Consider the following 19,073-nt stretch of genomic DNA (forward strand, 5'->3'; position numbering starts at 1 on the left):
TATGACCGAACTTGAATACGATCACACACATCAATGTATTATTGTTAAACCAACAGAGCTGCCGCACGATGAAGACTTTGAATTGTGGGGAACGTTTTTTTTGCACAGCGATGAAATTAGCATTAGTGAATTTGCGGCTGGGGCTGATCGTCATCAACTACGTTTTAACTATGCTAACCACACGTTTAATTTAAATTTTGAGCATTATAGTCAAAGTGTATGGATTAACGGCGAAGGTCAAGATGCTGACAACCTATTGGCAGCGTTAACATTTTATTTAAGCTAAGGCCAACACCTATTTACCGCTAATACCTTATAATCGCTATAAAAAATAAACTAAATTGGCACTTTTACTTACATATTAATAACAATGATGTAAGCTAAGAGTAAGTGTTTTATTTTGCAAAATAGCGCTAAAGAGGGTCAATGCTAAATAGAAAATGGATTGCACGTAGTTGTTTTAGCCTTTCTATTTTGAGTATGTTTATGCTCAGCGTTTGCGCGCAAGAAACGCCACTAGCCCAAAGCTGCCCAAATGATGACTCATCGCAAACTCATGAAATTAATTTGCGTCGCCAAATCGAGTCTCAAACCCCACCACTCACAGCAAACAGTAACGCTAAAATTGCCTCAATTAATCTTAAACAACTTAATGTTTTTAATACCGAACTTGAAGCTGAAAACAACGCACTATTTCGCTTTGCTAATCGTGCACATATACAAACTGAGCCTGAGGTTATTAAAAGCATTTTATTGTTTAAAGCGGGTGATACTTTTAATCAAAAAACGCTAGCGGAATCTGAGCGGCTACTGCGTAAACAAAACTATTTATATGACGCACAAATTGTTGCCAACGAAAACTGCGATGGCGATGTTGATGTAACCGTGGTGACTCGCGATTTATGGACTTTATTACCAGAGCTTAGCTTTAGCCGCAGTGGCGGCGAAAATAAATCAAGCATCGGCTTTCGCGAATCGAACTTATTTGGGTGGGGTAAACGACTATCGTTTGCCCGCAAAACCGACAGTGATCGTAATGGCTATTTATTTGTTTACGATGATCCAAATATCCTATCAAGTCGCTACAGAGGGCGTTTAGAGTATGCTGACAATAGTGACGGCAAGAGTCACTTAATTGAGCTAACTTACCCGTTTTACGCTATTGATACACCTTATAGTTATGGTGCCCTGAGTTACTCGACCCAGCGAGAAGAAGCCCTCTACCTTAGGGGCGAAAAATTTAGTGAGTTTGAACAAACCTCCGATCTAAATCAGGTGTTTTTTGGTCACTCTAAAGCCCTTAGTCATAATTGGACACAGCGTTTAAGCCTTGGTTATATTGATGAGCAACAAACATTTAAAAGCATAGATGAAACCACAGTGCCGCTAGCTGAAAATAGGCAACTTAGTTACCCTTATGTAAGCGGCCATTGGTTTGAAGATAACTTTATAAAAGTGCGTAACTTTGACAGTATTTATCGTACCGAGGATTTAAATTTAGGTTGGAATATCAAAGCTACGTTGGGTTACTCTGATGAATCGATTAGTAATGACGATAGCCGCGCTATTTACTCGTTTAACTTTAACAAAGCACATTTTAGTGGCGATAATACGCTGTGGCGCTTTCACGCTGATATTCAAGGTTATTGGAATAAAGAACAAAAACAGCTTGAAAACTTAATCACCACCAGCCAAATTCAATATTATTTAAATACCAGTATTGATCAGTCTTGGTATGTAAAAGCCAGGCTGCAATACGCAAAAAATCTCACCAATGATAAACAGCTTACCCTAGGGGGAGAAACCGGTTTACGCGGTTACCCTATGGAGTTTCAACATGGGGATCGTAGTTTTTTAGTCAGCTTAGAAAAGCGCTACTATTGGGAATATGATTTACTACAGCTATTTAAAGTGGGTGGTGCAGCCTTTTTAGATGTAGGCCGCGCATGGTATAACAACGACACGAATACCCTGTATCAAGTTGAAAATACCCCTGTACTTAAAAATGTGGGTTTAGGTTTACGCCTTGCGCCAAGTCGCGCCAATGCAGGTACCATGATCCACCTTGATATTGCCGCGCCACTAAATAAATACAACGATGTTGACTCGGTACAGTGGCTACTGAGCGTCAAAAATTCTTTTTAAATCACTACTGCGCACAAAGCTAAAACGTTAAACTGTGCGCCTATCATTATTGTGAGAATACGTTTTGGAATTAATCACTGTTTTAGAGCTTGTGGGCACACAATATAAATTAATCGTAACCATTATTGCCCTTTTAAGCTTTCCGTTGCTGTTAAAGCTAACTAAAAAATTACTCGAAAAAGCCATTCGAGGTAAAATCGATTTACACCGAAAATACCGTGCAGAGTTACTATTAAAAATAATACTCGCCTTTGTTATGTTGTGCTTAGTGTTGGTTTTTTGGGGAATAGAGCTGCGTGGTTTATTAGTATTAGGCTCTTCCTTATTTGCCATGTTAGGCGTTGCGCTGTTTGCCGCTTGGTCATTATTAAGTAACTTAACTGCTTTTTTACTCATGTTTATACAAAATGACTGTCGAGTTGGCTATTGGGTTAGAATTGTCGATGGTGCCAATGCCATTGAAGGACGCATTATTGAAATGGGACTAATGAACGTATTACTCGAACACGTTGATGGACATAGGGTAATTTACCCTAATAACTTATTTGTTACCCGCCCCGTGTTAGTACTCAATACAGAGCCAAAACCAACAAAAGCACCTAAAATCAAACGCATTATTGGCCCTAAAAAATCATAAACTTTGCATAAAAAAAGCCGTTTTATTAACTAAAACGGCTTTTTAGTAGCTGTTAATAGGTTAGTTATTTAGCTCAGCTGTTTTCAGCTCATCGTCTAAATCGCTTATTTCACCAATAAAACTTTCAAGCTGTTGCTCTACCAAACTATTTGAATGGGCAAAGTAAGCAATATGAAATACGGCATCGCCTTCATTTACTAGTGGCATGGTTTGCTGACCAATAATAATACCGCTACGTGGGGCAAGCAGTTCAAGTTCAGAGTCGCCAAGCGGGCTACTTATATAAGCAAGCACTTGGCCTTTCATTACTCTTTCACCTAACGATACTTGCGCTCTTACTATGCCATCAACCTCAGCTCGCACCCAACTTGTTGAACCTGCAATAACTGGCTCAGGTAGCTTTTTAGGACGCTTACCACGCATCATTTTTAAATGACGCATAACATAATCAACCCCTTGTACTCCCGCTGCAATTGCAATCGGGTCAAAGCGCAACGCCTCACCGGCTTCGTAGGTAATAACGGGTATACCCAAATTGGCCGCTTCGCTTCGCAGCGAGCCATTGCGTAACGACGCGTTAATTACTGCTGGTGTGCCAAAGGCCTTAGCCATTTGCGCTGTTGCTTCATCGGCTAAATTAGCGCGTATTTGCGGTAAGTTAGTACGGTGAATCGCACCCGTATGCAAATCTATAATATGCGTACAGTGCACAGCGACTTGGTTAAAAAACATATACGCCATGCGACCCGCTAACGAGCCACGCTCAGACCCAGGAAAACTTCGGTTCATATCGCGGCGATCAGGCAAGTAACGCGACTTATGAATAAAACCAAACACATTCACAATCGGCACTGCGATAAGGGTTCCACGTAGCTGGCTAGGGTCGATTTTAGCCAGTAATTGGCGCACCACTTCAACACCATTTAGCTCATCACCATGTATTGCGGCGCAAACCATCAAGACAGGGCCTTCCATTACACCATTGACCACTTCAATAGGGATATTAAGCGGAGAATGGGTATAAAGCTTTGCAGCTTCCAGCGCCAGTGTTTTTCGCTCACCTACGCCAATACTTTCACCTAATAAGGTAAAAGGACGGTTAATTTTAACCTTTGCCACGTGTTGCTGTTCCTTTCACTGAGGCCGTTTTTTCGATGAAATCAATCACCATACCCGCTATATCTTTACCTGTTGCCACTTCAATTCCCTCAAGGCCTGGCGATGAGTTTACTTCCATAACCAAAGGACCACGAGATGAGCGAAGTAAGTCAACGCCAGCAACGTTTAAGCCCATTGCTTTTGCCGCTGCAACTGCTGTTTTACGCTCTTCTGGAGTAATACGCACCAGTGTAGCACTACCACCACGATGAAGATTAGAGCGGAACTCGCCTTCTTGCGCTTGGCGTTTCATCGCAGCAATTACTTTATCACCCAATACAAAACAACGAATGTCTGCACCGCCTGCTTCTTTAATGTACTCTTGCACCATGATATTGGCTTTTAAACCCATGAATGCCTCAATAACACTTTCAGCTGCTTTACGTGTTTCAGCCAATACCACACCAATACCTTGCGTGCCTTCAAGTAGCTTAATAACAACCGGTGCGCCGCCTACCATTTCTAATAAATCTTTTACGTCATCTGGCTTGCTGGCAAAGCCTGTAACCGGCATACCCACACCTTTACGTGATAGTAACTGCAAAGAACGTAATTTATCGCGAGAGCGAGAAATAGCCACAGATTCATTAACAGGGAACACACCCATCATTTCAAATTGGCGTAATACAGCACAACCATAAAATGTAACCGATGCACCAATACGTGGCACGATAGCATCGAAATCTTTTAGGTTTTCACCACGATAATGAATTTCAGGTTGTTCTGAGTTTATGTTCATGTAAGAGCGTAACGCATCAATTACTTTCACTTCATGTCCGCGCGCCTCAGCAGCTTCGATTAGACGACGCGTTGAATATAATTTTTTGTTACGAGATAAAATACCAATTTTCATCATTAAAGCCTTAACTAAATGATGTTAAGCATGACGTTAACACTTAACGCTGCTCAACGAATTCTTATAATAAATGTGATAAAGCCGGATCAACGACTATACGATTTTCCATTGCTGTGCGCCCTAACAACATTCTAAACTTCATTGACGCACGACTTGTTAATGTTATTTCTATTGGCCAGCTATATTCGCCTGCATGTAATGTGGTCTCAATAAAATAACGTAATTCTCTCTGGCCACTAGAGCTGGTGACGTACTTCATCTTTTTAACTTTGGCATTGCAGGTAATTTGCGTTTGCTCGTCTTCTTGCAATGGTTGGGCTGTAAATTTAACCCATTTTTCGCCATCTACTTCGTACTCTTCAATATTAATTGCATGAATACAGGAAGTACGCGCACCAGTATCTATTTTTGCTTTAATTTGCTCGATGCCTAGCTCGGGTAAACTTAACCACTCACGCCAACCAACTGTTATTTTTGTCGTCATAAATGTGCCCTTAGTAAAAAAAGTGTTTTATACGCTACAGCCAACAAAATACCAACAAAATAAATTCATCTACTCGATAAGCCGATTTGATTGACCTTTTAAGTTAACTCGTTTAACAATGCACCCTCAACGGATGCACTTAACCATAGGCTAAAAAACAATTTTTTGTTGCTTAACTCAATTTAACATACGCAAAGTAAAGCTAAATTTTATTTACTTAATTAAATACATTACAGTCAACTGTATTAAAAATATACCATTTATGAGAAATTATTATGATTAACGGCTTACTGCATGCGCTTATTCTTGATGAACAAGGCGGTGCTCGCCCAATAGAAAACAGTAAACAATTACGCCAATGGCAACCCACTGATGGAAAGCTGTGGGTGCATATGGACTACAGTCAAAAAGAAGCCGTTGACTGGTTAAAAAATTGCGGGCTGTTAAACGACTACGAACTTGAATCACTGACCGCAGATGAAACACGCCCTCGTATTACTCCTACAACGAATGGCCATATGCTGTTTTTACGTGGAATTAATTTAAATCCAGCACAAAGCCCTGAAGACATGGTGTCTATTCGCTTATTTATTAATAAAGATGTGGTGATCACTACCCGCAAGCGCCGATTATTATCAGTGCAAGATATTCTAACCTCATTAAATAATAACGAGGGGCCAAGCAGTATTTCTGAACTGGTGTGTACATTAGCGCAGAAACTCACTTCACGTATGCAAACGGTAATAGATGAACTAGATGAAAGCTTAGATGAGTTTGAAGAAGAAATTGATGAACCCAGTAAAAAGTTTGATAACCAGGGCTTGTCGCAACTTCGCCGTCAAACAATCGCGCTAAAACGGTACTTAAAACCACAAAAAGAAGCGTTAAGCAACATGGTTAATCATCATTACCCATGGCTTTTTGACGAAAATAAAGCCAAGTTAAATGAAACCACCAACTTACTTATTCGCTATTTAGAAGAGCTCGATAGCTCAATAGAGCGCGCGCAAGTTATTCAACAAACCATTACTAACCAAGTGTCTGAGCAATTAAATCAGCGTATGTATGTGATGTCGGTAGTGGCGGCTTTATTTTTACCGCTGGGATTTTTAACTGGATTATTAGGCGTCAACGTCGGCGGTATACCAGGGACAGACAGCCCCTATGCATTCACTGCATTTGTCGTTTTTTTGGTTGTTTTGACTGGTGGCATTGGTATTTACTTTAAAAATAAAAAGTGGCTGTAATTACAGCATAGCTCCAACAAGACACAAAAAAGGCGAACATTATTGTTCGCCTTTTGCATTAGACACCATTACTCTTGAAAGTAAGTGCCCCAACCGTCGTATTCTACATCACATTCAACCGCAAGCTGCGCAAGCTTATCAACGTCTTCCATTATAACGTCAACATCTAATTCGGCTTCAACAACAATGTCAAAGCTCCAAATTTTTTCGCCGTCTTCAAGCTCAAGTTCTGCTGGCTCTTCTACATCGTAACCTAGTTTAAACGCAGCAAGTGCAGCTTGTTCTAACTTAGTAAAGTCTTCACATACAAAGTGGTGTTCTACTTCATAAAGAATTTCCGGATCGGAACCATCTTCAAGTAATGAAGTTACGATGTCTTCACTTATTTCACGCCAGTTTTCCATTATTTCTCTCTCACTTGAGCATCTAATTCTGTTATTTTAGCAGCCATAATGCTGTGCACACTTTTAGCATGTTCACGGGCACTGATACTGTTATCAAGTGCTATGGGGGCTAACATTTCGATATAAATTGTACCATTATCCCAACGATTTAGTTTAATGGTTTTATCGGTTGTGTTCATACATACTGGCACAATAGGCACCTCTGCACTCATTGCAGTATGAAACGCACCAGTTTTAAAGGGAAGTAAGCCTCGACCATAACTGCGCGTCCCCTCAGGGAACATCCACACCGATAAGCCTTTTTGTCTTATTTTAGCCGCTGCTTTAGAAATAGTGCCTGCCGCTTTTGAACGATTCGCTCTGTCGATTAAAATATTACCCGACAACCAATACAGCTGACCAAAAAATGGGATCCACTTCAGACTTTTTTTGCCAACACTCACACAGTTTTTTGGCACCATAGCTGGAACAGTAAATAAATCATAGCTATTTTGATGATTCGCTACATACACAGCGGGTCCCACCTTAAGCGCATCGGGATGATATTTTAGTTCTAATTTAACCCCAAGCATTTTAGCCATTGAGCCAAACCAACTTGCAATAACATGCACATTATTAGGGTGAAATGGTCTAAATATTGATAATAACAAACCAAAAAAACAACTTAATAATATAAACAACAGCATTATTAAAATACGTATAACAGCTAGCAAGTGCGCCTCTCCAATATAACCACAATTATGTATTGCTTTATTATAACGTTATTTTATTGCGCAGACGAGAAAATAGCGCACAAGCGTGCGCTGAAATAAAACAGTCATAAAAAAACGGCTTACCGAGTAAGCCGTTGTCTAGTTTAGTCTAATTTTTCGAGTGTATTAACTTTGCTCTGCGTCTGAGCTTGGCTCATCTACTTGCTGAGGTGTTAACTCTACAACGGCTTCATCAACGCGCTGCAAGCCACGAGGTAACTTATTGCCTCTTCGGCCTCGCTCACCATGATAATGTTCAAGGTCACTCGGCTTAAGCGTCAATTTACGCTTACCTGCATGCAGCGTTACACTACTGCCTTGCGGTACAACGGCTAATACTTTTACAAACTCTTCGCGGGCTTGCACTTTCGCACCCGGAATAGAAATAATTTTATTGCCTTTACCTTTACCAAGCTTAGGTAAGTCACGCAGTGGGAATAACAACATCCGTCCTTCATTGGAAATCGCCATACAGTAGTCAGTAGCCACTTCGTTAACGCGAATTGGCGAAAGTAATACCCCACCTTTTGGTACACTCACCAACGCTTTACCGTTTTTGTTTTTACTCACTAAATCTTTAAAGTCTGTAATAAAGCCATAACCAGCGTCGGAGGCCATTAACAACACTTGAGCGTCTTCACCCATAACTACGTGCTCAAAGCTTGCGCCCGAGGTTAAGTTAAAGCGCCCTGTCATTGGCTCGCCTTGGCTTCGCGCTGAAGGGAGACTATGAGCATCAGTGGCAAATGCACGCCCTGCTGAATCTAAAAATACCGCTGGTTGATTACTTTTACCTCGAGCAGATGCCCTATAGCCGTCACCAGCGCGATAACTTAATCCTTCTACATCAAGGTCATGACCTTTACCAACCCGTGCCCAGCCTTTGTCTGATAACACCACGGTGACTGACTCTGATGGTATTAAATCTTTTTCGCTTAGTGCTTTAGCTTCTATACGCTCAATCACTGGCGAGCGGCGATCATCACCATACATTTCTGCGGCTTCTTGAATTTCTTTTTTCAATAAGGTCGACATGCGACGGTCTGAGCCCAGTGTTTGCTCTAATTTGTCACGCTCTTTCGCCAATTCATCTTGCTCACCACGAATTTTAAACTCTTCAAGTTTTGCTAAATGACGAAGTTTTAATTCTAAAATGGCTTCTGCTTGAATATCGGTTAAATCAAAGCGCTCCATTAATAAAGGTTTGGGCTTATCTTCAGAGCGGATGATTTCTATAACTTCATCAATATTTAAAAAGGCAGCCAGTAAACCTTCTAAAATATGTAATCGTGCCAGCACTTTATCAAGTCGATATTGCAAGCGACGACGTACCGTTTCGCGTCTAAAGGTTAACCACTCGGTTAAAATACTACGTAAATCTTTAACTTGTGGACGGCCATCTAAGCCGAGCATGTTTAAGTTTACGCGGTAATTTTTTTCAAGATCGGTAGTCGCAAATAAGTGCGCCATTAATGGCTCAGCTTTAATTCGATTTGAACGCGGCACAATTACAATGCGGGTTGGATTTTCGTGATCAGACTCATCACGTAAATCAGCCACCATCGGCAGCTTTTTAGCGTTCATTTGCGCTGCGATTTGCTCAAGTACTTTTGCACCCGAACATTGATGCGGTAGCGCAGTAATAACTATATCGCCCTGCTCTTCACAATACACAGCGCGCATTTTAATTGAGCCACGGCCAGTTTTATAAATTTTGTGAATATCAGCTTTAGGCGTAATTATTTCAGCATCAGTTGGGTAATCTGGCGCATGCACTAAATCCAGTAACTCTTCGAGCTCTGTTTTTGGCTTATCAAGTAATAAACAACAGGCACTGGCCACTTCACGTACGTTATGCGGCGGTATATCGGTTGCCATACCTACCGCAATACCAGTGACACCATTAAGTAATATGTGTGGTAAGCGCGATGGCAATACTAAAGGCTCATCCATGGTGCCGTCGAAGTTTGGCGTCCAATCAACGGTCCCTTGGCCTAACTCTTTAAGCAAGACTTCAGAGAATTTAGATAAACGCGCTTCAGTGTAACGCATTGCCGCAAACGACTTAGGATCATCTGCAGCACCCCAGTTACCTTGACCATCAACCAAGGGGTAGCGATAAGAAAACGGCTGCGCCATAAGTACCATGGCTTCATAACAGGCACTATCACCGTGAGGATGGTATTTACCTAATACGTCACCCACGGTACGGGCTGATTTTTTATACTTTGCATTCGCCGATAACCCCAATTCACTCATCGCATAAATAATACGACGCTGAACTGGTTTTAGGCCGTCACCAACGTGCGGTAAGGCACGATCCATGATCACGTACATTGAATAATTTAAATAAGCGTCTTCGGTAAAACGCCCCATTGTTTGCTGTTCAATTCCTTGCATTAGCAAGGTATCTGTATCACTCATTAAAGCTTACCTAGTTTTTCTTATAGCTTACGCGGTAAATTACGTTTGCGTAATCATCGCTTACCAATAGACTGCCATCATTTAATTGTGCAAATGCAACAGGGCGTCCAAATGTTGTTTCGTCTTGCATAAAGCCGGTGATCAATGGCGTATAGTTAGTTACTTTGGCATTTTCTATGGTTGCCACAGCCACTTTATAACCGACCTTTTTAGAGCGATTCCATGAACCATGCTCAGCAACAAATAACTGTTGTTTGTAGCTATCTGGGAACTGTTTGCCGGTATAAAAATGAATACCTAATGGCGCAACATGCGCCCCCAATGCCAATGCAGGTTGAGTGTAATCAGCAATATTTTTGCCTTCACCAAACTCAGGATCAACAATAACGCCACCATGCACGTATGGAAAACCAAAGTGCTCTTCTTCCTTAGTAATACGGTTTAGCTCATCGGGTGGAATATCATCCCCCATCATGTCGCGGCCGTTATCGCTAAACCATAGCATTTGCGTACTAGGATGAAAGTCAAAACCCACCGTATTACGTACACCTTTGGCTAAAGTCGTTATTTTTTTGGTATCGGTATTTAACGAAAAAATACGGCCAAAGCGAGCATCTTCCTCACAAATATTACACGGTACGCCCACGGGAATTATCAGCTCGCCATTTGGTGCAAAGCGCAAAAACTTCCAACCATGGTGACGCTCTGAGGGTAAATCGCTATAAAACACTTCATACTCAGGATTTTTGAGGTGTTTATCGATATTTTTAAAACGAATAATACGGTGCACTTCACCGACATATAAGTCACCGCCTTTAATTGCTAATCCCGAGGGCATATTTAATCCCTCTGCAATCACTATTTTTTTATCTGCCACGCCATCGCTGTTATGGTCAATCAGTGCATATACATTACCCGCCTTACGCGACCCTGCATACACTATACCTCTGCTTGATACTGCAATTTGCCGTGCATTTTCAACATCATCAGCAAATAAGCTGATTTCAAAACCCGGTGCAGCGGTCAGCTTGTCGAGTATATTTTTCGCCATCACTGGCGATGATATTAAGCCGAGTAACAACAGTGTGCTAAATAATTTATTCATTTGCCTCTCCTGCTTTAAGCCCAAAGGCTTATTAAACTTGTGCCTTGTTACCGTGATCTTCTAACCATTGACGGCGATCTGATGAACGCTTTTTGGCTAGTAGCATATCCATCATTTCCATTGTTTGCTGCTCCTCATCAAGAGTGAGTTGCACTAAACGACGAGTATTAGGGTCCATGGTAGTTTCACGCAATTGTAGCGGGTTCATTTCACCCAAACCTTTAAAGCGTTGTACGTTTACTTTGCCACGTTTTTTTTCTGCTTCTATGCGCGCTAAAATACCGGTTTTTTCATCTTCATCCAGCGCGTAGTAAACATCTTTACCAATATCAATTCTAAATAACGGTGGCATAGCAACATACACATGGCCAGTTTTAACTAATTGTGGGAAATGGCGTACAAATAAGGCACACAGTAAGGTGGCAATATGCAGTCCATCGGAGTCAGCATCAGCTAATATACATATTTTATTGTAACGTAGTCCCGACATATCGGTTGAGTCAGGGTCTATACCTAGCGCAACTGAAATATCGTGCACCTCTTGAGAGGCCAAAATTTGCCCTGATTCAACTTCCCAAGTATTTAAAATTTTACCTCTTAGCGGCATAATTGCTTGGAACTCACGATCTCGTGCTTGCTTTGCCGAGCCGCCTGCTGAGTCACCCTCTACTAAAAATAATTCCGTGCGGTCATTATCCGCAGCGCTACAGTCGGTCAGTTTGCCTGGTAATGCTGGGCCTGATGTTACTCGCTTACGTACTACTTTTTTAGCCGCTCGTAAGCGTCGCTGCGCATTAGAAATACATAATTCAGAAAGTAGCTCTGCGGTGTCAGTGTGCTCATTTAGCCATAAACTAAAGGCATCTTTTACTACACCCGATACAAACGCAGCACATGAACGTGATGAGAGTTTTTCTTTGGTTTGGCCTGCAAATTGTGGGTCTTGCATTTTAACCGACAACACATAGCTACAACGCTCCCAAATATCATCTGGTGTAAGCTTTACGCCACGTGGTAATAAATTTCTAAACTCACAAAATTCACGCATCGCCTCTAAAAGTCCTTGGCGCAGACCATTTACATGGGTGCCCCCTTGCGCGGTAGGAATTAAGTTTACATAACTTTCGGCTATCGACTCACCACCTTCTGGCATCCATACTACCGCCCAATCAGCGCCTTCAATAGAACTTGAAAACTCACCCACAAATGGGTCTTTAGGTAGTATTTCGTAACCTTTAACGGCTTCAATTAAGTAATCTTTTAAGCCTGTTTCATAAAACCATTCTTGGGTTTCTTTCGTTTGTTTATTTACAAACTTAATACGCAAACCTGGGCATAAAACCGCTTTGGCTTTTAATAAGTGGTTAAGCTTAGTCAAAGAAAAATTAGCAGAGTCAAAATAGCTGGTATCTGGCCAAAAACGTACCGTAGTACCAGTGTTGCGTTTACCCACTGAGCCAATCACATTTAAATCTTCAACTTTATCGCCATGCTCAAAAGCCATTCTAAATTGCTGCGCATCACGGCGAACCGTTACTTCCACGCGGGTAGATAGCGCATTAACAACCGAGATACCTACGCCATGCAAGCCACCAGAGAATTGATAGTTTTTGTTTGAAAACTTACCGCCGGCATGCAGCTTAGTAAATATTAACTCAACTCCTGGAATACCTTCTTCTGGGTGAATGTCAATTGGCATACCTCGGCCATCGTCACTCACCTCAAGCGAATTATCTTCATGTAAAATGACATCAATACGTGTTGCGTGCCCAGCCATTGCTTCATCAACACTGTTATCAATAACCTCTTGGCCTAAATGGTTTGGCCTTGTGGTATCTGTATACATGCCAGGGCGGCGTTTTACCGGCTCTAACCCATTAAGTACTTCAATGGCTTCGGCGTTATAATTTTGTTGAGTCATAGTTTTTATCTTTATATACGCTAATATCTGATTTTAAGAAAATCGACAATGCTTGAAAAAGCTCGCTCAAAGCCATTAAAGCTATGATCGCCGCCAAATTCAATTAACTGTTTACATTGTGAGTAATACTTTATTGCGTGCTGAAAATTTAACACTTCATCCCCTGTTTGCTGTAATAAGTACAACAGTTCAGGGTGTTTTAACTCTGTCACCGTTAATGCTTTTAACGCATCTATATGACGAGATTGTAATTGGTAATTATAATCTTGATACGGATTATAATTAGGCCCAATTATAGGCTCTAATAATGTATATGGGGCAACGGCAGGATTAATTACCACCGCAGGAATTTGATAACGCTGCGATAAATACGTGGCAAAAAAACCACCTAGCGAGCTGCCCAATAATACGGTATTCGGTGTTAATAGTTGTTCAAGCGCTATAATAGCCTCTACAGGCTCATGATTTAAACGCGGCACACAATAATCAACATCATAGTGTGCCATAAGCTCACCAAAGCGCACAGCTTTATATGATTTTTCAGAGCTATTAAAACCGTGAATATAAATTACTCGTTTAACCATACCACGTCCGAGTGTATATGCACCTGTTGTTGCTCAGCATTTAAATACAGCATGCGATAAGCTGCCCCTTTATTTTCTTGCTGCCAAGTCGCACTGTGTTTACTAAATTGCACGCAGCTGGCTGGGGTAGCGTAAACATTGAGCCCTCTAAACTGCTGTTGATAGTCATTATGGACATGCCCATGAAACAGCGCATCAACGCGACCATTATTAACTAATAAATTTAATAGTTGCGGCCCATTTTCTAACATATGTTTGTCTAGGTAGCCATTAATAGGCAGTGGGTTGTGATGACAAAATGCAATATGACGATTGCTTGAGTTAACTAAGCACGCCATGATTTCATCTAAATGTGTGGCGCTGACCCACCCTGCAGGCGTTTCACCCTTAGAGTTAATTAATATCAGTTCAATCCCTTGCGCCACTATATGTTTAGCGTGTTGTATTTGCCCGCCACTAATTAAATTAAGCTGTTCAATCTCATCATGGTTACCAGGCACCCAAAATACCGGGCAATCAACGTCACTATTATGAATAAGTTCTGCAAATAATAAATACGAATTAAAGCTGTGATCTTGCGTTAGGTCACCACCAAATATCAACGCATCAGGCTGCTGCTTTGCTATATCGGCCAATGCTTTAACAAAATGTTCAGCGGTATTAACGCCAAAGTATTCAGCATCTTTATCACTAAAAAGGTGGCAATCAGTTAGGTGTGCAATTCGAAGCGTAGTTTGTTCAAAATAATAGATATCATCAAACCAAGCCATTATTTACATCCCAATTCAGTGTTGATTGACCTCTTTCAACACACGCTACTAACCAATCATACAAAAAAGCATTTAACTGATACTTTTCATCTTTTTGATGCATTTTAGGGTTAGGGTAACCATAAGAAGGCTTTATTCGTTGGTGGTAGTCATGATGAACAATTTCAGCCACCTTCGCATCATTGTACAAACGTACTGTTAAATACAGCGGAGCAATGCCAACGAGCATGCCATTTAACTGTTTAATAGATACATCGAGTGTGTACTTGGCACTATCATCTATATGGATTACAAATTCACTGTGGCCTAATTTAACTTCTCTTACATTGCCAATCACTCGCTCACGAGGCAGTAATTTTAAAAGGCGTACGTAATTATGCTCACAAAGCGTTAAATACTTTGGAAGACTTTGAATATATCGATTAGTGGTTAAAAGTGCTGTCAAAATACCGCCATTACTATTAAAAATTAAAAACTATGCCCACTTTTTACGTATCTTATCGCGATTTAGCGCTAACCATTGCAAGCTAATTACGGTAGCGGCATTATCAATTTCACCACTATTAAGTCGCTGTAGTGCTTCGTCTACGTGCATAATATGGGTTTTAATATCTTCACCTTCGGTTTCTAACCCATAAATGCCAGTACTCATTTGGCTTAAATCGGCATGAGCTAAATATAAAAACAAACGCTCTGTGGTTCCACCTGGGCTAGAAAGATAAGACAACATAAACTCAAGCTCGGTTAAATTAAGCCCGGCTTCTTCAAACGCTTCCTTTTTAACAACCGACTCGTAATCTTCGCTGCCATCAGTCATGCCCGCTATACATTCTAACAGCCACGGCGAGTGTTTGCTTTTAATTGCGCCAATGCGAATTTGTTCTATAAGCAATACTTGCTCAGTCACTGGATTATAAGGAAGTACCGCAACCGCATCGCCACGCTCTAAAATTTCTCGACGAATAACCTCTGACTCTCCACCAGCAAACAGAGCATGCTGAAATTGATAAAGGTTTATTTTAAAAAAACCGCTATACAGGTTTTCAATCGGTTTTAATCTCACATCATCATGGGTAAATTGAATACGACTTTTATTCGCCATGTTTTTTTATTTCCTTTTTGAAAGCGCCGATACATCAACGTCTTGATAGCCAGCCCCAGTAAAACGCTAAATTGAGCGAATGAGGTTTGTTGGGTATATATTCTGTTACACTTGAAAACGTTGTTTTACTAATTTTTTTTTTAGTTATGAAGTAAAACAGGTTAACATGCCTGTAGTACAAAAATTGTCTAAGGACCGAACATCACATGAAAAAGAACATCCTTGCAGCACTGGTTAGTTTATCATGCGCATTGGGCTCAACCGTAGCCAATGCAGAAGATTTACTTCAAGTTTTTGAAATCGCAACAGCCAACGATCCTACCGTTTTAAAAGCAAAAGCCCAAGCCGATGCTCAATCATACCAAAGCGATCGCGCTATGAGCGCATTATTACCGCAAATTGGTTTGGCTATGGGTTACACAAAGTCTGACTCAACTTCCTTCAGACAATCTGAAGATTTATCTTCTATTAATAAAATTAATTCTGAAAGCGACGAGTTTTCTCGTGGTATTAGCTTAAGCCAAACGTTATTTGATTTAGGCGCATGGAATTCATTAGGTATAGCCGACAAACAAGCACTTCAAGCAAGCGGCCAATACGACTTTGCCAAGCAAAACCTAATTGTTCGTGTTGCTGAGGGTTATTTTAACGTACTTAGCGCTATTGATAACCTTGAATTTGTACAAGCTGAAAAACGTGCCATTGAGCGCCAACTTGAACAAACTAAGCAGCGTTACGCTGTAGGTTTAACAGCTATTACCGATGTACATGAAGCACAAGCACAATTTGATAACTCAGTAGCGCAAGAGATCATTGCTAATAATGCGGTAGAAACAGCCCGTGAGCAGCTACGTGAGATCACTGGTAAGTATCACGCAAAACTTGATATGTTAAACACCAAAACGTTTTCTACTGTTAAGCCAAGTACGCCTGCAACTGATTTAGTTAAAATAGCTAAAGACAAAAATTTAAATCTGCAGGTATCAAAAATCACGGTTGATATAGCTAAAGAACAAATTGAACTCGCAAAAGCAGGTCATTACCCAAAACTAACGTTAAATGCTAGCTACGGCGACTCATTGACAGATGATCAACCTCGTTCAGATTCAACCTCTATTGGACTAAACTTTAGCGTCCCACTTTATTCAGGGGGTGCAACAGTTGCTGCAACTGATCAAGCACGTGCATTTTACGTTGCTGCAAGCCAAGATTTTGAAACCGATTATCGTGCAGTAACTCGCTCTGTCATTACTTCTTACAATCAAGTGGTATCTGACATTGCGACATTTAAAGCGCTTGAACAAGCTGTTATTTCAGCAGAAAGTGCATTAAAAGCCACTGAAGCGGGTTTTGAAGTAGGTACACGTACAATCGTTGATGTACTGATCAGTACGCAAAACTTGTACAATGCAAAGCGTAACCTTGCCGATGTACGCTATCGTTATGTTGTATCAACGCTTCGCTTAAAACAAGCAACAGGAACATTGAGCCGTGAAGATTTAGTGGGTATAAACCAAGGTTTAAATACCGTTAACTAAACACACGACTTCATTATAAATAATTACTAAAGCCAGCTTTTTGCTGGCTTTTTGTATTTTTAAGCACATAGCGTTAAACTAGGGTCTGTTGACCTTTCAAGGTTTAATTTGCAGCAGCCTGTTTGGTATTTAGGCAAGGCAGAGCTTATGTGGTGTGGTATTCCCCATAAATAGGCGATAACGCAGCATCAATGCCAAACAGGCGCTGCCCGAAGGGTTCTGCCTAGGGGCGATTTACTCTTTGTTGCTCGGTTTTTACTTAGCCCACTAGGTTACAAACCTCGCGCCGCGATTAAACCGCCCCTAGTTTGAACAAATATTAATCCGCAAAGGTCAACAGACCCTTGCCTTTTATTTTTAGAGAAAAATTTTTGTGGTTAACTCATCCCCTTTTAAAGCTTCTTTTTTAGGTCCTCGTTACTGGCTAACCTGGATTGGTGTTTTGTTTTTATATCTTATTTCATGGTTACCACAAAAACTACAATTAGCCATGGGTAAGCAGCTCGGACGCTTGGTTTATAAGTATATGAAACGCAGAAGGCACATTGCTGAGGTTAATATTAAGCACTGCTTTCCAACAATGAGCGAAGCCGAGCAACAACAGCTAGTACTTAAGAATATGGAAAATACCGGTATTGCTATGGTCGAAACCGGCATGGCTTGGTGGTGGCCACAGTGGCGGGTAGAAAAGGTACTCGGGTCACTAAAAGGGCTTGAGCATTTTGAACGCGTGCAACAATCAGGAAAAGGCGTTTTATTACTCGTTCCTCATGTGCTTCACCTTGAAATGGCTGGCCGTTTAATGGGGACTGGGTGTAAAGGTATAGGTTTTTATCGCCCACACAATAATCCGCTGATGGAATACTTTACCACTAACGGACGCCTGCGCTCGAATGAATATTTAATTGGTAAAAAAGACGTCAAAGGTCTATTAAAAGCATTAAAGAACAAAAAAGTTTGTTATTACTTACCTGATCAAGATTATGGCCGTAACCGTTGTGAATTTGTGCCTTTTTACGCAGTTCCCGACACAGCAACGACCACTGGCACACTGATGTTTGCGGGAAGTAAAAACTGCGAAACAATGAGCCTAATTACTCGTCGTGATGAGAAAGGCCAATATCATTTAGAAATCGTGCCTGAGCTTGAGCACTTTCCAAGCGGTGATGATAAAGCCGATGTAAGGCGTGTTAATGAGCGCATGGAACAATCAATAAATGCAGCCCCTGAACAGTATATGTGGCTACATAGACGTTTTAAAACGCGCCCCGATAAAGACGCCCCGTCTTTTTATTAAAGATGGGTTATTAAAATAACAAAGATGAGTGACAGCCATGTGGTTTTGGATTAGATATATACTTTTAGCCTTATTGTTAATTGGTGCAGCCATTTACTTTTTACTAAATGGTACGTCGTCACTTAATTATCAACAAACCACTAACGCGGCAGCTGAAGGGTTGTCTCGTTTTTATGCGTCAATTCGCGATAAAATTAGCGTTAATAAAGATAACGAAAAGTTTGTAATTGAACTTGAGAAACCCGATCTTAGCCTCGACAGAGCGCTAAACCAGCGTTCTTTTGTAGTAGAGCCTATGCCTTTAAATTGGAGTGGAGAAGTAGGGCCTCGTCGCTTTCAACGTGACTCAACCTTACGTACTGTACTAACTCAATATGCGAATAACGAAGGGGTTACTTTAATGTGGTACTTAGACAAAGATTACGTTGTTAAAGATCACTTTCGAATAGATAGCAGTTTTAACTCCGCTTTATACCGCGTTAGCCGCTCTATAAATGATGATTTTTCAAATGAGGTGTATGCGTTTTTCTGCCCTAAACAACGTGCAGCGGTCATTACCGAGCTGCCGTCTGAATTTGTACGTACAAACTGTTTAAAGCTAAGTAATTAACTAGGATACATAGGCGCTCAATAATAATCGAGCGCCTAC

The 19,073-nt window shown here is 41.0% G+C and carries 19 protein-coding genes; 7 read left to right on the forward strand and 12 right to left on the reverse strand.

Annotated elements, in window-relative coordinates; translation table 11 throughout:
- Position 1: 1 nt before the first annotated feature.
- The 3 genes from AC27JR_RS03940 to AC27JR_RS03950 all read left to right on the forward strand — a co-directional run bounded on the left by AC27JR_RS03940 (position 2) and on the right by AC27JR_RS03950 (position 2,782).
- Positions 2-286, forward strand: a complete 285-nt coding sequence (locus AC27JR_RS03940) for a DUF3630 family protein (RefSeq protein ID WP_010391549.1) — start codon at positions 2-4, stop codon at positions 284-286.
- 140 nt (positions 287-426) lie between these two features.
- Complete coding sequence (locus AC27JR_RS03945) at positions 427-2,145, forward strand: POTRA domain-containing protein (protein WP_487172845.1); 1,719 nt, start codon at positions 427-429, stop codon at positions 2,143-2,145.
- 64 nt (positions 2,146-2,209) lie between these two features.
- Positions 2,210-2,782 carry a mechanosensitive ion channel domain-containing protein gene (locus AC27JR_RS03950; RefSeq protein ID WP_131691666.1) on the forward strand — a complete coding sequence of 191 codons (573 nt, stop codon included), beginning with the start codon at positions 2,210-2,212 and terminating at the stop codon, positions 2,780-2,782.
- Between the two features lie 60 nt (positions 2,783-2,842).
- Here AC27JR_RS03950 and AC27JR_RS03955 read toward each other — a convergent pair whose 3' ends face one another.
- The 3 genes from AC27JR_RS03955 to AC27JR_RS03965 all read right to left on the reverse strand — a co-directional run bounded on the left by AC27JR_RS03955 (position 2,843) and on the right by AC27JR_RS03965 (position 5,280).
- Positions 2,843-3,901, reverse strand: a complete 1,059-nt coding sequence (locus tag AC27JR_RS03955; RefSeq protein ID WP_131691667.1) for a succinylglutamate desuccinylase/aspartoacylase family protein — start codon at positions 3,899-3,901, stop codon at positions 2,843-2,845.
- Positions 3,888-4,793 carry a 30S ribosomal protein S6--L-glutamate ligase gene (gene rimK / locus AC27JR_RS03960; protein WP_008467750.1) on the reverse strand — a complete coding sequence of 302 codons (906 nt, stop codon included), beginning with the start codon at positions 4,791-4,793 and terminating at the stop codon, positions 3,888-3,890. The genes AC27JR_RS03955 and rimK overlap by 14 nt, the downstream gene beginning before the upstream one ends.
- Positions 4,794-4,857: 64 nt before the next feature.
- Complete coding sequence (locus AC27JR_RS03965) at positions 4,858-5,280, reverse strand: ATP-dependent zinc protease family protein (RefSeq protein ID WP_008467748.1); 423 nt, start codon at positions 5,278-5,280, stop codon at positions 4,858-4,860.
- A gap of 275 nt (positions 5,281-5,555) precedes the next feature.
- On the opposite strand from AC27JR_RS03965, the gene AC27JR_RS03970 reads away from it, so the two are divergent.
- Positions 5,556-6,527 carry a zinc transporter ZntB gene (locus tag AC27JR_RS03970; protein WP_131691668.1) on the forward strand — a complete coding sequence of 324 codons (972 nt, stop codon included), beginning with the start codon at positions 5,556-5,558 and terminating at the stop codon, positions 6,525-6,527.
- Positions 6,528-6,595: 68 nt separating this feature from the next.
- Here the strand turns inward: AC27JR_RS03970 and rraB are convergent, their stop codons facing one another.
- The 9 genes from rraB to AC27JR_RS04015 all read right to left on the reverse strand — a co-directional run bounded on the left by rraB (position 6,596) and on the right by AC27JR_RS04015 (position 15,589).
- Positions 6,596-6,931, reverse strand: a complete 336-nt coding sequence (gene rraB, locus AC27JR_RS03975) for a ribonuclease E inhibitor RraB (RefSeq protein ID WP_008110603.1) — start codon at positions 6,929-6,931, stop codon at positions 6,596-6,598.
- Positions 6,931-7,644, reverse strand: coding sequence for a 1-acylglycerol-3-phosphate O-acyltransferase (locus tag AC27JR_RS03980; RefSeq protein WP_487172846.1), 714 nt, complete (start codon positions 7,642-7,644; stop codon positions 6,931-6,933). Before AC27JR_RS03980 ends, rraB begins: the two co-directional genes overlap by 1 nt.
- Positions 7,645-7,809: 165 nt before the next feature.
- Complete coding sequence (gene parC / locus AC27JR_RS03985; RefSeq protein ID WP_487172847.1) at positions 7,810-10,107, reverse strand: DNA topoisomerase IV subunit A; 2,298 nt, start codon at positions 10,105-10,107, stop codon at positions 7,810-7,812.
- A 10-nt stretch (positions 10,108-10,117) separates the two neighbouring features.
- Positions 10,118-11,212, reverse strand: a complete 1,095-nt coding sequence (locus AC27JR_RS03990) for a PQQ-dependent sugar dehydrogenase (RefSeq protein WP_487172848.1) — start codon at positions 11,210-11,212, stop codon at positions 10,118-10,120.
- 31 nt (positions 11,213-11,243) lie between these two features.
- Positions 11,244-13,133: a DNA topoisomerase IV subunit B gene (parE, locus tag AC27JR_RS03995; protein WP_024600809.1), complete on the reverse strand. Its 1,890-nt coding sequence runs from the start codon at positions 13,131-13,133 to the stop codon at positions 11,244-11,246.
- Positions 13,134-13,153: 20 nt separating this feature from the next.
- Positions 13,154-13,717 (reverse strand): YqiA/YcfP family alpha/beta fold hydrolase, encoded by a 564-nt coding sequence (locus AC27JR_RS04000; RefSeq protein ID WP_487172849.1) that lies wholly within the window; start codon positions 13,715-13,717, stop codon positions 13,154-13,156.
- Entirely contained in the window at positions 13,702-14,487 is a 786-nt protein-coding gene (locus tag AC27JR_RS04005; RefSeq protein ID WP_487172850.1) for a metallophosphoesterase, read from the reverse strand. Before AC27JR_RS04005 ends, AC27JR_RS04000 begins: the two co-directional genes overlap by 16 nt.
- Positions 14,474-14,932, reverse strand: coding sequence for a DUF1249 domain-containing protein (locus tag AC27JR_RS04010; RefSeq protein WP_076918439.1), 459 nt, complete (start codon positions 14,930-14,932; stop codon positions 14,474-14,476). Before AC27JR_RS04010 ends, AC27JR_RS04005 begins: the two co-directional genes overlap by 14 nt.
- A 30-nt stretch (positions 14,933-14,962) precedes the next feature.
- On the reverse strand, positions 14,963-15,589 hold the full coding sequence (locus AC27JR_RS04015) for an NUDIX domain-containing protein (protein WP_487172851.1): 627 nt from the start codon (positions 15,587-15,589) through the stop codon (positions 14,963-14,965).
- 206 nt (positions 15,590-15,795) lie between these two features.
- Here AC27JR_RS04015 and tolC point away from each other — a divergent pair, with 206 nt between their 5' ends.
- The 3 genes from tolC to AC27JR_RS04030 all read left to right on the forward strand — a co-directional run bounded on the left by tolC (position 15,796) and on the right by AC27JR_RS04030 (position 19,034).
- Entirely contained in the window at positions 15,796-17,127 is a 1,332-nt protein-coding gene (gene tolC / locus AC27JR_RS04020) for an outer membrane channel protein TolC (protein ID WP_487172852.1), read from the forward strand.
- A gap of 373 nt (positions 17,128-17,500) precedes the next feature.
- Entirely contained in the window at positions 17,501-18,424 is a 924-nt protein-coding gene (lpxL, locus tag AC27JR_RS04025) for an LpxL/LpxP family Kdo(2)-lipid IV(A) lauroyl/palmitoleoyl acyltransferase (RefSeq protein WP_372858787.1), read from the forward strand.
- Positions 18,425-18,461: 37 nt separating this feature from the next.
- Positions 18,462-19,034: a toxin co-regulated pilus biosynthesis Q family protein gene (locus AC27JR_RS04030; RefSeq protein WP_076918443.1), complete on the forward strand. Its 573-nt coding sequence runs from the start codon at positions 18,462-18,464 to the stop codon at positions 19,032-19,034.
- Positions 19,035-19,073: the final 39 nt, after the last annotated feature.

This window comes from Pseudoalteromonas sp. NH0006-26, assembly GCF_057552415.1.

Excerpts from the sequence above, each read along its gene's own strand:
- AC27JR_RS03940 (WP_010391549.1), top strand. The coding sequence starts at position 2 with ATGACCGAACTTGAATACGATCACACACATCAATGTATTATTGTTAAA.
- AC27JR_RS03945 (WP_487172845.1), top strand. The coding sequence starts at position 427 with ATGCTAAATAGAAAATGGATTGCACGTAGTTGTTTTAGCCTTTCTATT.
- rimK (WP_008467750.1), bottom strand. The coding sequence starts at position 4,793 with ATGAAAATTGGTATTTTATCTCGTAACAAAAAATTATATTCAACGCGT.
- AC27JR_RS03965 (WP_008467748.1), bottom strand. The coding sequence starts at position 5,280 with ATGACGACAAAAATAACAGTTGGTTGGCGTGAGTGGTTAAGTTTACCC.
- AC27JR_RS03970 (WP_131691668.1), top strand. The coding sequence starts at position 5,556 with ATGATTAACGGCTTACTGCATGCGCTTATTCTTGATGAACAAGGCGGT.
- rraB (WP_008110603.1), bottom strand. The coding sequence starts at position 6,931 with ATGGAAAACTGGCGTGAAATAAGTGAAGACATCGTAACTTCATTACTT.
- parC (WP_487172847.1), bottom strand. The coding sequence starts at position 10,107 with ATGAGTGATACAGATACCTTGCTAATGCAAGGAATTGAACAGCAAACA.
- AC27JR_RS03990 (WP_487172848.1), bottom strand. The coding sequence starts at position 11,212 with ATGAATAAATTATTTAGCACACTGTTGTTACTCGGCTTAATATCATCG.
- parE (WP_024600809.1), bottom strand. The coding sequence starts at position 13,133 with ATGACTCAACAAAATTATAACGCCGAAGCCATTGAAGTACTTAATGGG.
- AC27JR_RS04000 (WP_487172849.1), bottom strand. The coding sequence starts at position 13,717 with ATGGTTAAACGAGTAATTTATATTCACGGTTTTAATAGCTCTGAAAAA.
- AC27JR_RS04005 (WP_487172850.1), bottom strand. The coding sequence starts at position 14,487 with ATGGCTTGGTTTGATGATATCTATTATTTTGAACAAACTACGCTTCGA.
- AC27JR_RS04015 (WP_487172851.1), bottom strand. The coding sequence starts at position 15,589 with ATGGCGAATAAAAGTCGTATTCAATTTACCCATGATGATGTGAGATTA.
- tolC (WP_487172852.1), top strand. The coding sequence starts at position 15,796 with ATGAAAAAGAACATCCTTGCAGCACTGGTTAGTTTATCATGCGCATTG.
- AC27JR_RS04030 (WP_076918443.1), top strand. The coding sequence starts at position 18,462 with ATGTGGTTTTGGATTAGATATATACTTTTAGCCTTATTGTTAATTGGT.